At 69.2% G+C, this 13,493-nt stretch carries 9 protein-coding genes; 3 read left to right on the top strand and 6 right to left on the bottom strand.

Going from position 1 to position 13,493, the window contains the following annotated elements:
* Positions 1–79: 79 nt before the first annotated feature.
* The 6 genes from AOQ53_RS25315 to AOQ53_RS25290 all read right to left on the bottom strand — a co-directional run bounded on the left by AOQ53_RS25315 (position 80) and on the right by AOQ53_RS25290 (position 10,116).
* Complete coding sequence (locus tag AOQ53_RS25315; RefSeq protein ID WP_236711814.1) at positions 80–1,504, bottom strand: polysaccharide deacetylase family protein; 1,425 nt, start codon at positions 1,502–1,504, stop codon at positions 80–82.
* 59 nt (positions 1,505–1,563) lie between these two features.
* On the bottom strand, positions 1,564–3,015 hold the full coding sequence (locus AOQ53_RS25310; protein ID WP_059420731.1) for a cellulose binding domain-containing protein: 1,452 nt from the start codon (positions 3,013–3,015) through the stop codon (positions 1,564–1,566).
* 162 nt (positions 3,016–3,177) lie between these two features.
* Positions 3,178–5,307 carry a 3-hydroxyacyl-CoA dehydrogenase NAD-binding domain-containing protein gene (locus AOQ53_RS25305; protein WP_059420675.1) on the bottom strand — a complete coding sequence of 710 codons (2,130 nt, stop codon included), beginning with the start codon at positions 5,305–5,307 and terminating at the stop codon, positions 3,178–3,180.
* On the bottom strand, positions 5,304–6,521 hold the full coding sequence (locus tag AOQ53_RS25300; RefSeq protein ID WP_059420673.1) for a thiolase family protein: 1,218 nt from the start codon (positions 6,519–6,521) through the stop codon (positions 5,304–5,306). The genes AOQ53_RS25305 and AOQ53_RS25300 overlap by 4 nt, the downstream gene beginning before the upstream one ends.
* Before the next feature lie 107 nt (positions 6,522–6,628).
* On the bottom strand, positions 6,629–7,666 hold the full coding sequence (locus tag AOQ53_RS25295; protein ID WP_059420672.1) for a LacI family DNA-binding transcriptional regulator: 1,038 nt from the start codon (positions 7,664–7,666) through the stop codon (positions 6,629–6,631).
* Positions 7,663–10,116: a glycoside hydrolase family 2 protein gene (locus tag AOQ53_RS25290; RefSeq protein WP_059420671.1), complete on the bottom strand. Its 2,454-nt coding sequence runs from the start codon at positions 10,114–10,116 to the stop codon at positions 7,663–7,665. The genes AOQ53_RS25295 and AOQ53_RS25290 overlap by 4 nt, the downstream gene beginning before the upstream one ends.
* Positions 10,117–10,279: 163 nt before the next feature.
* Between AOQ53_RS25290 and AOQ53_RS25285 the strand changes: the two genes are divergently transcribed.
* The 3 genes from AOQ53_RS25285 to AOQ53_RS25275 are packed head-to-tail and all read left to right on the top strand — an operon-like array spanning position 10,280 to position 13,370.
* Positions 10,280–11,593 carry an ABC transporter substrate-binding protein gene (locus AOQ53_RS25285; protein WP_059420729.1) on the top strand — a complete coding sequence of 438 codons (1,314 nt, stop codon included), beginning with the start codon at positions 10,280–10,282 and terminating at the stop codon, positions 11,591–11,593.
* Entirely contained in the window at positions 11,593–12,543 is a 951-nt protein-coding gene (locus tag AOQ53_RS25280) for a carbohydrate ABC transporter permease (protein ID WP_059420670.1), read from the top strand. Before AOQ53_RS25285 ends, AOQ53_RS25280 begins: the two co-directional genes overlap by 1 nt.
* Positions 12,540–13,370, top strand: coding sequence for a carbohydrate ABC transporter permease (locus tag AOQ53_RS25275; protein WP_059420669.1), 831 nt, complete (start codon positions 12,540–12,542; stop codon positions 13,368–13,370). The genes AOQ53_RS25280 and AOQ53_RS25275 overlap by 4 nt, the downstream gene beginning before the upstream one ends.
* Positions 13,371–13,493 lie beyond the last annotated feature (123 nt).

Here is a 13,493-nt window from a genome sequence, read left to right as displayed (position 1 = left end):
TGTCCTCGAGACGGACCTGAGAGAGGGGCGGCCGGGGGGCCGCCCCTCTCTCAGGTGTCCGGCCTCGTGCGTCCGGGCCTCAGGTGTACGAGGCCATCGCTTCCTCGACCGTCAGCACCGGGATGCCCCGGTCGTCGATCGCCTTCATCAGCGTCTCCAGACCCGACTTGCCGATCTCGGTGCTCGTCGCCGGGGCGCCCCCGGTGACCTTGTGCAGACAGAGGATCAGCCAGTCGCCGCTGTTCACGCAGCGGTCGAGCCGGCCGCCCGCGCCGGTCAGCTTCGACAGCGCCGTACCGCCGATGCCGGTGCCGTCGTTGATGCCGGTCAGCGCCTTGAGGCGGTACGGCATCGCCGGGGCGAACGACTCGATCGTCTCGGAGATGATCGACCGGGCCGTGGTGAAGTGCCGGCTCGCTATCTGGTCGACCGGGACACCGTCGGTCGTCTTCTGGAACGCGCCGTGCGGATAGGCGAAGTGCTCGCTGGTGAAGCCGTTGGACACCAGCCACTCGCGCAGCTTCCGGAAGTCGTCGTCGGCCTGCTCGGCGGTGAGCTTGGGATAGCTCGCCGTGTGGACGGCGTTCGCGTACGAGTGGCCCGCCATCTCCCAGCCGGAGAAGTCCTGCATCGAGCGCATCTGGTTGAGCGTGAGGAAGTTGCCGGTGCCGATGGCGTCGGCGATGTTGTAGACCGTGCCGGGGAAGCCGTAGCGGTCCATCACCGGACGGGCCAGGTCGTGGATCGACTTGTGGGAGTCGTCGAAGGTGAGGGAGACGACGCCCTTGGGGAAGACCGAGACGGTGTCCGGTATCAGCTCGACGGCCTGGAGCCGGTACGTCACCGGGCCGCCCGCGTTGTCGTACACCGCGAACGACATGTCGGTGAAGCCGGTCTTGGTGGACGGCTTGCCGTCGGCGCCGATGGAGTACGTGCCGGCCGCCGCGTTGACGTCGGCCCACTGGAGATGGACCGTCACCCACTCCCCGGACTGGACGTAGTTGGCCGCCGTCTTGGAGTGGGTGTGGAGGGTCCAGGCGAAGTGGTTCGCGAGGGAGCCGCTGCCCAGGTAGAAGACGAGCTTGGCCAGGTTCGTCACGTCGTCGACGCGGAAGACGAGCCGGATCATCTTGCCGCTCATGCTGACCGCGGGCATGCCGGTCCTGCGGACGTAGGACTGCTTGCCGCTGCCGTTCGTGGTCACCCGGACCGACTGGGTGCCGCGCACGAAGACGGACTTGTCGTTCGCCTCGGCCGACGCGGTGCCCGCGCCTCCCGGCGTCCAGCCGTGGGAGGCCTGGAACTGCTGGGACCAGCTGGCCCTGCGGTACTTGGGGCGGCGGCCGGAGGGGGCGTAGAGGGGAGGCGTGGTGAGGCCTCCGATGGCTCCCTCGGCGGCCGGCGCGGCGGCGGGCTGTGCCACCACCTGGCCCAGCCACGCGCCGCCGCCGGCCATCGCGACGCCTCCTGTGCCGCCCATCAGCAGCGCGGAACGCCGGCTCACCACCGGCTTGTTCTCCGCAGCCTCGGCAGCGTGCCTGTGGGCGTTGGACCGCCTTTTCCTCACCGGGACTCCCGAACCGTGTCGAAGTAGTTCATTCCCTCGCCGGTGAAGTCCTCGACCGCGGACCGGACTTCCTTCACCGACAGGGATCCGTTCGCGTTGTAGTAGAGCCAGTCCACCTTCAGGTCCCACGCGCGGTCGCCCTTGAACGGCAGATCCACGAACCAGTGGTTGAAGTTCACGGACATCCCGGAGCGCGGGGCGTACTTGCCGTCGCTGGAGAAGAGCTTCTCGCCGTCCATGCGGTAGGTGACGACGTCGTCCTCGACGGTGATCATCATGGTGTGCCAGCCGTCGAGGCTCTTGTTGGTCGTCTTGTACACGCGGTCGTTGCTCTCGTGGTGGTACCAGGAGACGGTGTCGAGCTTGGGACCGGGACGGCCCCAACCGCCGTTCGGCATGTACTCGTTGTCGAGCTCGCTGTACTTCGTGCCGCTTCCGCCGATCGTGTAGAAGGTCTGGTTGACGTGGTCGCCGCCCTCGCCCTTCGCCGGATCGTCGCTGAAGTGGATACGGGCCGCGTAGGTGCCGTCGCGGAACTGGCTGCTCCTGGTGCCCAGACTCGCCTGCTTCGTGCCCGACCTGGTGCCGTCCGTGCTCGCCCGCAGGTTGAGCACCGGGCCGTCGGCCTGGGCGCCCTCGGCGGTGGGGAAGCTGACGTTCTCCGCCGACCAGGTGTTCTCGATGCCGGGGCCGCCCTTGCTGGTGCGGACCAGCCAGCCGTGTTTGAACAGGGCCGGGTCCTTGGGGCCCTGGTAGGTGAAGTCGTCGAACAGCACCCCGGCCGGGGGAGCCGGCACCGGGTCGGGCGCGGCGGCCTTCGCCGAGGCCTTCTTCTCGTCGCTCGCCTCGGTGCCGTCCGGCTCCTCCCCCCAGGCGAGGACACCCCGCTTGTACGCGGTGACCTTCTCCGCCTCCTTGTAGGACGTCATCCCGGCGTCGAAGGAGCGGTCGTCGGACTGCTTCAGCCGCTTGTGGTCGGTGCGGAAGAGCTGGAGGTCGATGCCCTTGCTGTTGGCGCCCGGCTTCAGGCTGCCCGCGCCGGCCGTGAACCTGACCTCCAGGTAGTGGTCGGCGGTGTCGGTGGCCTTGTCCATCGCGACGATTCGGCCGGCGACGTGCGAGCAGCCGAAGGCGGCGTTGACGCAGTTGAAGGCGTACGGCGAGGGACCCGGGGCGCGGTCGGCCGTGAAGTAGTACCGGAGCGTCACATCGCTCAACGGCAGTGCCTTCTCCGTGTCGTTGAAGACCTCGAACGACGGCTTGGCCGCCGCGGCCGTGGCCGGAGTGCCGGTCCGGTAGCGGACCTTGAGCTCGGGCGGGTCCGGGTTCGCCGCCTTCCACACGGGATACAGCGCCGTGCCGCCGGCGGCGACCACCGCCACCAGGAGCAGGAGCCTGACCTTGGGCCAGATCCGGCGTCGGGGTGGTCGGCGGCGGGAGGACGCCACGTAGGACTCCTTCGAGGACACCCGGAGGTCTCCGGTGGAGACCGTCAGAGTCAGGTAAACAATGGTCGGATTGTGTGAGGATCCTATCTGTGAGGGCATGCAGAAGGGGGGCGGGGGATCCGGATCGTTACCGGTCGCCCCACCCCCCTCAGGGGTTACGCGTTACGCGGGGACGCTCGCCACGCCCTGCGCCAGGAACCTCCTGCCGTTGACCCGCTCGGAGACGCCCTCGCGGTCCAGGTACGGCGTGATGCCGCCCAGGTGGAACGGCCAGCCGGCGCCCGTGATCAGGCACAGGTCGATGTCCTGCGCCTCGGCGACGACGCCCTCGTCGAGCATGAGCCCGATCTCCTGCGCCACCGCGTCGAGTACCCGCTCGCGCACCTGCTCCTCCGTCAGGACGCTGTCGCCCTGCTTCAGCAGCGCGGCGACCTCCGGGTCCAGCTCCGGCTTGCCGCTGTCGTAGACGTAGAAGCCGCGCTTGCCCGCCTCGACGACCGCCTTGAGGTTCGGGGAGACCGTGAAGCGGTCCGGGAACGCCTTGTTGAGCGTCTCGGAGACGTGCAGGCCGATCGCCGGGCCGACCAGCTCCAGCAGGACCAGCGGCGACATCGGCAGGCCGAGCGGCTCGACGGCCTTCTCGGCGACCTCGACCGGGGTGCCCTCGTCGATGACGTTCTGGATCTCGCCCATGAAGCGGGTCAGGATGCGGTTCACGACGAACGCCGGGGCGTCCTTCACGAGCACCGCGGTCTTCTTCAGCTTCTTGGCGACGCCGAACGCCGTGGCGAGGGAGGCGTCGTCGGTCTGCTCGCCGCGGACGATCTCCAGCAGCGGCAGCACGGCGACCGGGTTGAAGAAGTGGAAGCCGACGACCCGCTCGGGGTGCTTCAGCTTCGACGCCATCTCCGACACCGACAGCGAGGAGGTGTTGGTGGCCAGGATCGCGTGCGCCGGGGCGACCGCCTCGACCTCCGCGAACACCTTCTGCTTGACGCCCATCTCCTCGAACACGGCCTCGATGATGAAGTCCGCGTCCGCGAAGCCCTCGGCCTTGTCCAGGACGCCGGTCACCAGGGCCTTGAGGCGGTTGGCCTTGTCCTGGTTGATGCGGCCCTTGCCGAGCAGCTTGTCGATCTCGGCGTGGACGTAGCCCACACCCTTGTCGACGCGCTCCTGGTCGATGTCGGTCAGCACGACCGGCACCTCCAGGCGGCGCAGGAACAGCAGCGCGAGCTGGCTGGCCATCAGACCGGCGCCGACGACACCGACCTTGGTGACCGGGCGGGCCAGGCTCTTGTCCGGGGCACCCGCGGGGCGCTTGCCGCGCTTCTGCACCAGGTTGAAGGCGTAGATGCCGGAGCGCAGTTCACCGCCCATGATGAGGTCGGCGAGCGCCTTGTCCTCGGCGTCGTAGCCCTGCTGGAGGTCGCCGTTCCTGGCGGCGGCGATGATGTCCAGGGCGCGGTAGGCGGCCGGGGCGGCGCCGTGCACCTTGGAGTCCGCGATGAAGCGGCCCTTGGCGACGGCCTGGTCCCAGCCCTCGCCACGGTCGATCACCGGGCGCTCGATCTCCAGCTCGCCCTTGAGGACCGACGCGGTCCAGATCAGCGACTGCTCCAGGAAGTCCGCGCCCTCGAAGATCGCGTCGGCGATCCCGAGCTCGTAGATCTGCTTGCCCTTGAGCTGCTTGTTCTGGTTGAGGCTGTTCTCGATGATCACCGAGACGGCCTTGTCGGCGCCGATCAGGTTCGGCAGGAGCGTGCAGCCGCCCCAGCCGGGGACCAGGCCGAGGAACACCTCGGGGAGCGAGAACGCCGGGACGGCCGAGGAGACGGTCCGGTAGGTGCAGTGCAGACCGACCTCGACACCGCCGCCCATCGCGGCGCCGTTGTAGTACGCGAAGGTCGGCACGGCCAGCTTGGACAGCCGCTTGAAGACCTCGTGGCCGCCCTTGCCGATGGCGAGCGCGTGCTCGTACTCCTTGAGGATCTCCACGCCCTTGAGGTCGGCGCCGACCGCGAAGATGAACGGCTTGCCGGTGATGCCGGCGCCGACGATCTCGCCGTCCGCCGCCTCCTTCTCGACCTGGTCGATCGCGGCGTTCAGGTTCGCCAGCGAGGCCGGGCCGAAGGTGGTCGGCTTGGTGTGGTCGTGGCCGTTGTCCAGGGTGATCAGGGCGAAGCGCCCGGCACCCAGCGGCAGGTCGAAGTGGCGTACGTGCGCACTCGTGACGACCTCGTCCGGGAACAGCTCGGAAGCCTGCTTCAGAAGCTCGGCGGTGGTGCTCACTTGTCCCCCTCGAAGTGCGGGTTCTCCCAGATGACCGTCGCGCCCATGCCGAAGCCGACGCACATGGTGGTCAGGCCGTAGCGGACGTGCGGCTGCTCCTCGAACTGGCGGGCCAGCTGCGTCATCAGGCGGACGCCGGAGGAGGCCAGCGGGTGGCCGAAGGCGATGGCGCCGCCGTACTGGTTGACGCGCTCGTCGTCGTCGGCGATGCCGTAGTGGTCGAGGAAGGCCAGCACCTGGACGGCGAAGGCCTCGTTGATCTCGAACAGACCGATGTCGGAGATCGACAGGCCCGCCTGGGCCAGCGCCTTCTCCGTCGCCGGGATCGGACCGTAGCCCATGACCTCCGGCTCGACGCCCGCGAAGGAGTAGGCGACCAGACGCATCTTGACGGGGAGGTCGTTCTCCCGCGCGAACTCCTCGGAGGCGATGACCGAGGCGGTGGCGCCGTCGTTCAGACCGGCCGCGTTACCGGCGGTGACCCGGCCGTGGACGCGGAACGGGGTCTTCAGGCCCTGGAGGTTCTCCAGCGTCGTGCCCGGGCGCATCGGCTCGTCGGCGGTGACCAGGCCCCAGCCCGTCTCCCCGGCCTCGGCGTTGGTGCGGCGCACCGAGACCGGCACCAGGTCGGCCTGGATCTTGCCGTTGGCGTACGCCTTGGCGGCCTTCTCCTGGGAGCGCACGGCGTACTCGTCCGCGCGCAGCTTGGTGATCTGCGGGTAACGGTCGTGCAGGTTCTCCGCGGTCATGCCCATGAAGAGGGCCGACTCGTCGACCAGCTTCTCGGAGACGAACCGCGGGTTCGGGTCGACGCCCTCGCCCATGGGGTGGCGGCCCATGTGCTCGACACCGCCGGCGATGGCGACGTCGTAGGCACCGAAGGCGACGGAACCGGCGACCGTGGTCACGGCCGTCAGGGCGCCCGCGCACATGCGGTCGATTGAGTAACCCGGGACGGACTGCGGCAGACCGGCGAGGATCCCCGCGGTACGGCCGATGGTGAGGCCCTGGTCGCCGATCTGGGTGGTCGCGGCGATGGCGACCTCGTCGATCTTCTTCGGGTCGAGACCGGGGTTGCGGCGCAGCAGCTCCCGGATCGCCTTCACGACGAGGTCGTCGGCACGGGTCTCGTGGTAGATGCCCTTCGGGCCCGCCTTGCCGAACGGGGTGCGGACGCCGTCTACGAAGACGACGTCCCTGACGGTACGAGGCACGATGGCTCTCCTCCAGGGTCCAGGACGCTGAGCGCTTGCTCATCCCATGCTACTTATGAGTAACGTAGCTGCCCAGTCCTGACATGGCGAGCGGTGAACGTCACATCTCACCGGGGTGGCGCTGTGGACCCTCTCGGAGTCAGCACCGGAGTCGGCACGGGATGCGACCCGGCCGCTCCGTCCCCGGTGATCACCCCGAACAACGTCCGAGCCACCTCTGCCCCGAAACCGTGCACGTCATGACTCATCGCCGACAGGGTCGGATGCGTCAGCCGGCACAGCTGCGAGTCGTCCCACGCCAGCAGCGACACGTCGTCCGGCACCCGCAAACCCATCTCCGCCGCCACCGACAAGCCCGCCACCGCCATGATGTCGTTGTCGTACACGATCGCCGTCGGCCGGTCCGGCGGCGCAGCCGCCAGCAGCGACCGCGTCGCCCGGGCCCCCGCGTCTCCCGAGAAGTCGGTCGCGACCTGCCACGCCCCGGTCAGCGCCAGCTCCCCCGCCGCCTCGTCGAACGCGGCCGTCCGGATGGCCGTGTGCCCGAGGGCCGCCGCCCCGCCCACGCGGGCGATCCGCCGGTGCCCCAGCGCCGCCAGATACCGCACCGCCTCCGTCACGGCCGTCGCGTCGTCGGTCCACACGGACGTGAGCCCTCCGGTCAGCGAGGGATGCCCCACGGCGACCACCGGCAGCCCGAGCCGCTCCACCAGACCCACCCGGGGATCGTCGGCCCGGAAGTCGACGAGGATCGACCCGCCGATCTGCCGCCCCCGCCACCACGACTCCTGGACCCCCACCTCCTCGTCCAGATTCCGTACGAGCCTCAGCAGCAGGGAGGAGGAGTGCTCGGCCAGGACGCTCTCCACGCCCGAGACGAACTCCATGTACCAGGGCTCCAGCCCGAGCACCCGCGCCGGCCGGCACACCGCGAGCCCCACCACGTCCACGCGCGAACCGGCCAGCGTCCGGGCCGTGAGGTTCGGCGCCCAGCCCAGCTCCCGCGCCGCCCGGAAGATCCGGTCCCGGGTCGCCTCCGACAGCCCGGGCTTGTGGTTGAACGCGAGCGAGACGGCACCCTTGGACACGCCGGCGCGGGCGGCGACGTCCTTGATGGTGACGCGGGGGGTCGGTGTTGCCGTCATCGGGTGGGCTCCACGCAGTACAGGGCCGAACGGGCACTCTCCGCGTCCGGAGTCTTCCAGCCGCGCACCCCGATGGTCACCTCTTCGCCCGGCAGCAGCGTGACCAGCCCCCGGTCGGCCCGCGCTTCCGGATCCAGCCGGTCGGCCTGGAGCAGCAGGTCCCGGACCAGGGTGCGGGCGGTGACGGTGATGCCGCCCGGGGCGAGCGCGACATCGAACCGGGGGGCGGGATAGGGGACTTCGCGGTCCGGCACCCGGAAGTACAAGGCCCGCAACCCACCCGCACGCGCGTCCCCGCTCGCTACCGCGCCCGTGTTCCCGGCCGCTCCAGCGTCCCTGCCCGTTCCCGCCCCCGCGTCCCCGCCCGCATCCGCGACGAGGAACTCCTTCGGCCCGTCCGGCGTCAGCTCGCGCGGGACATCCACACGTGCCACGCTCCGCCCCCCGACCGCCAGTTCCACGGCCACCTGCTCCAGCACCTCGCCCTCGACGGACATCCGCCGCAGGGTCAGCGTCGTCGTCCAGCCCACGGCCGCCTGGTTGACGGCGGCCAGCACCAGCCCGCCGTGCCGCGCCTGGAGCGTCAGCAACCGGTCCGCGTACAGCCGCTTCAGCTCGTGGTACAGCGGCTTCTCCCGCCCGTCCCCGTCGATCGCCGCCCACGAGGTCACCGGCCAGCAGTCGTTGAGCTGCCAGACGACCGTGCCCGCGCACACCGGCCAGTGCGACCGCCAGTGCTCGATCCCGGCGGCGACCGCACGCGCCTGGCTGACCTGCATCAGGTAGTGCCAGCGGTCGAAGTCCCCGTCCGGCACGGCGAAATGCCGCGCCAGCCCCCGTTCCAGCTTCCCGTTGCCGTCGTCGGCCTTCTGGTGGTGCAACATCCCGGGGGAGTCCGGCGCGAGCTCCTCCCCGGGCAGGGCCCGGCGCAGCGTGGCGTACGCGGGCGGCGCCTGCCAGCCGAACTCGGCGACGAACCGGGGCACGCTCAGCCGGTAGTCGGCGTAGTCCTCACGGTTCCACACCTCCCAGGAGTGGTGCGTGCCGTGCGCCGGATCGTTGGGATGCCGGTCCCATGACCCGGACCAGGGACTCCCCGCCGTGTACGGTCGCGTCGGATCCAACTCGGCCACCACACGCGGCAGTACGCCCAGGTAGTAGCCCTCACCCCAGGAGTCACCGGCCAGCCGCGGCTCCCAGCCCCAGTCCCTAAAGCCCCACAGGTTCTCGTTGTTGCCGTTCCACAGCACCAGCGACGGATGCGGCATCAGCCGTACGACGTTCTCCCGCGCCTCGGCCTCCACCTCACCGCGCAGCGGCTGTTCCTCCGGGTAGGCCGCGCAGGCGAACGGGAAGTCCTGCCAGACCAGCAGCCCGAGTTCGTCGCAGACGTCGTAGAAGTCCTCGCTCTCGTAGATGCCACCGCCCCAGACCCGTACGAGGTCCACGCCCGCCCCGGCGGCCTGCTCCAGCCGTTCCCGGTAGCGCTCGCGGGTGATCCGGGACGGGAAGACGTCGTCGGGGATCCAGTTGACGCCCCGGGCGAAGAGCCGCTCGCCGTTGACGACGAGGGTGAAGCCGGTGCCGTGCACGTCGGGCCGTTGATCCAGTTCCACGGTCCGGAAGCCGATCCGGCGCCGCCACACGTCCAGCGCCCCCTCGCCGTGCAGCAGCCGCAACTCGACGTCGTACAGCGGCTGTTCGCCGTAACCGCGCGGCCACCACAGCCGGACGTCCGGCAGGCGAAGCCGTACCACCCCGCCCGCCCCGTCGATCTCCGCGCGGGCCCGCACCCCGCCGACCTCCGCCTCCAGGGCGAGCGGCGCCTCGACCCGGGTCCGCTCGATGTCCACGGCCAACTCGACGACGCCCACGCCCTCGTCGACGGTGACCAGCGGACGCACCCGGGCGATCCGCGCCGTCGACCAGTGCTCCAGGCGCACCGGACGCCAGATCCCGGCCGTCACCAGGGTCGGCCCCCAGTCCCAGCCGAAGGAGCAGGCCATCTTGCGCAGGTACTGGTAGGGCTCGGCGTAGGCGGCGGGCCGCTCGCCCAGCCGTCCCCGCACGGCCTCGGCCTCGGCGTAGGCGGAGACGAACCGCACGGACAGCCGCCCGGACAGCCCCGTCACGTCGAACCGGTACGAGCGGTGCATGTTCCGCACCTTCCCCAGCAGCCGCCCGTCCAGGGAGATCTCGGCGACGGTGTCGAGCCCGTCGAAGACCAGGTCGGTCTGCTCCTGCGCGGACACGCTGGTGAGCTCGCGCTCGTACGTCCAGTCCCGGCGCCCCACCCACGCCACCTCGGACTCGCCCAGACCCAGGAAAGGATCCGGGATCACCCCGGCCGCCATCAGGTCGGTGTGCACGCAGCCCGGCACGGAGGCCGGGAGCGGGTCCGACTCGTGCCGCAGGATCCATCCGTCGCCGAGCGGTGTGGCCTCCAGCATGCGCACTCCCTAAACCGGTCCAGTGAAGAGGCGTGTACAGGTTTCGCAGCGTTGGCGGGAATGGGACTTTACCGGTTGAGAAAGCGCTGTCAGAGTGCCGAACCAGCCATACCGCACGTGCTCTTCCGTCCCGAGTTCCTCTCCGCGAACGGAGCTGATGCACATGAACCGCCGTACCGTCCTCGCCCTCGCCGTGGGCGCAGCCCTGCTGGCCTCGGGCTGTACCGGCACCGGAGGCACCTCGAAGGGCGCGGATGCCGACGCGCCCGACGATCCGGCCAAGGTCGACGGGACCATCACCGTCCTCACCCATCGGACCGACCTCGTGCAGGACGAGACGATGAAGAAGTACGCTGCCGAGTTCAACAAGACCTATCCCAAGGTGAAGGTCGAGTTCGAGGGCCTCACCGACTACGAGGGCGAGGTCAAGATCCGTATGAACACGGAGAACTACGGCGACGTCCTGATGATCCCGGCCGTGATCGAGAAGAAGGACTACCCGAAGTTCTTCGCCTCCCTCGGCACGCAGGCCGAGCGCAGCAAGAAGTACCGCTTCACCGACTACACCACCGTCGACGGCAAGGTCTACGGCCAGAGCCCGCTCGGCGCGGTCCCGGGCTTCATCTACAACAAGAAGGTGTGGAGCGAGGCCGGGATCACCGACTGGCCCACGACGCCGGCCGAGTTCCTCGACGACCTGAAGGCGATCAAGTCGAAGACCGACGCGATCCCGTACTACACCAACTTCAAGGACATGTGGCCGCTCACCCAGTGGACGCAGGTCAACGGCTCGGTCAGCTGTGACGAGCAGGCCACCACGAAGCTGGCCGAGGGCGACCCCTGGGCCGAGGGCGCCGATCTGCGGACCGCCGACACGCTGCTGTACGACATCGTGCGCGAAGGACTCATCGAGAAGGATCCGACGACCACCAACTGGGAGGCGTCCAAACCCAGGTTGGCGAAGGGCGAGATCGCCACGATGTGGCTCGGCTCCTGGGCGGTCATCCAGATGCAGGGCGCGGCGGAACAGGCCGGTGCCGACTCGGACGACATCGGCTTCATGCCCTTCCCCGCCCAGAAGAACGGCACGTTCTGCGCGGTGACGCTGCCCGACTACAACCAGGCCGTCAACGTCAACTCCGACCACAAGGACGCCGCCCGCGCCTGGATCGACTGGTTCACCGACAAGTCCGGCTACGCGGACGCCAACCTGGCCCTCTCGCCCCTCAAGGACAGCCCGCTGCCCGACGTCCTCAAGCCGTACGAGGAGGCGGGCGTGAAGCTCCTCGACATCGACGACACCAAGGGCGCCGAGGTCAAGTCCATCGACAACCAGTCCGAGGTCGGCATCTACAAGCCCGACTACCGCCAGGAACTCGTCGACCTCGCCCGCGGTGCCCGCAAGGGCAGCCTGGACGACTTCCTGACCGGGCTGGGCGAGAAGTGGACCGAGGCGCAGAAGAACCTGGGGTCCTGATGACCGACACCACCCGGAAGGCGGCGCGGCCGGTACCGACGGCCGCGCCCGCCGGGCCGACACCGCCGTCCGCCGCGCGCCGGGCGCGGCGGTGGCGGGGCGTGACCCCCTGGCTGTTCCTGATCGCTCCGCTCGTCCTGCTGGTCGCCTTCACCTACGCGCCGATCGTCAACATGGTCGCGTACAGCTTCACCGACTGGGACGGCGTCAGCCCCGAGCTGCACTACACGGGGGCGGAGAACTACGCCGAGCTCTTCACCCGCCCCGAGCTGTTCGAGGTGTTCTTCGTCAGCGGCTACTACCTCGCCGCGTCCGTGGTGCAGATCGCCGCCGCCCTCTATTTCGCCACCGTCCTGAGCTTCAACGTCCGTTTCCGCAACTTCTTCAAGGGCGTGCTCTTCTTCCCGTACCTGATCAACGGCGTGGCGATCGGGTTCGTCTTCCTGTACTTCTTCCAGGACGGCGGCACCCTCGACGCGATCCTGAACCTCGTCGGCTACGACGGCGACCGCGCCTGGCTGGGCACGCCCACCTCGGCCAACGTCTCCCTCGCCGGCGTCTCCGTCTGGCGCTACCTGGGCCTGAACTTCGTCCTCTTCCTCGGCGCGATCCAGTCCATCCCGGGGGAGCTGTACGAGGCGGCCGAGCTGGACGGGGCGAACCGCTGGCAGCAGTTCCGCCACATCATCGCGCCCGGTATCCGGCCCGTGCTGAGCCTGTCGGTGATCCTGTCGGTCTCCGGGTCGCTGTCGGTCTTCGAGATCCCGTACATCATGACCGGCGGCGCGACCGGCACCGAGACCTTCGTGATCCAGACCGTGAAGCTGGCCTTCCAGTTCAACAAGACGGGTCTCGCCTCGGCGGCGGCCGTCGTACTGCTGCTGATCATCCTGGCGGTGACCTGGGTGCAGCGGCGCCTCGTCCCGGACGACAAGGTGGACCTCGTATGACGCGCCGTGCCGTGGCCCGTGCCCTCGTGTACCTGTCCCTGGCCCTCGCGACGCTGGTCGTGCTCCTGCCGCTCACCGTGGTCTTCCTGACGTCCCTGAAGACCTCCGGGGAGATGGCGGACGACAGCGGCGCCCTCACGCTGCCCGACGACCCGCTCAACTTCGACAACTACGTGACGGCGTTCCAGGACGGCCGGATGCTCTCGGCCTTCGGCAACACGGCGGTCATCCTGGTCGTCGCCATCGGGGGCACGGTCCTCATCGGCTCGATGACGGCGTACGCCATCGACCGCTTCCGGTTCCGCTTCCGGAAGCTGGTCCTGGCCCTGTTCCTGGTCGCCGCGCTGGTCCCCGGAGTGACCACCCAGGTGGCCACCTTCCAGATCGTCAACAGCCTCGGGATGTTCGACAGCCTCTGGGCGCCGATCGCGCTCTACATGGGCACGGACATCGTGTCGATCTACATCTTCCTGCAGTTCGTACGGGCCATCCCCGTCTCACTGGACGAGTCGGCCCGCATCGACGGCGCCAACGCCTTCACGGTCTACCGGAAGGTCATCTTCCCGCTGCTCAAACCCGCGATCGCGACGGTCGTGATCGTGAAGGGGATCAACGTCTACAACGACTTCTACATCCCCTTCCTCTACATGCCCTCCGAAGATCTTGGCGTGATCTCGACGTCCCTGTTCCGCTTCAAGGGCCCCTTCGGAGCCCACTGGGAGACCATCTCGGCAGGCGCGATCCTCGTCATCGTCCCGACGCTGATCGTCTTCCTGTTCCTCCAGCGGTTCATCTACAACGGCTTCACGCGAGGTGCCACGAAGTAGGAGACCTGCCGCTGAGGTGCGCGCGGCCGCCGTACGACGCGAAGCGCTACGGCGGCTAGACCCAACGCCGTTCAGTTAGGCGTGGGGGCTGTTCGTCAAGGCTGGTGAACGAGGCAGCGGAGC

The sequence above is a fragment of the Streptomyces azureus genome (assembly GCF_001270025.1).
Lineage (GTDB): Bacteria > Actinomycetota > Actinomycetes > Streptomycetales > Streptomycetaceae > Streptomyces > Streptomyces azureus.
Note: the sequence above shows the minus strand (reverse complement) of the source record. Positions and strands in the feature narration are given on the sequence as shown.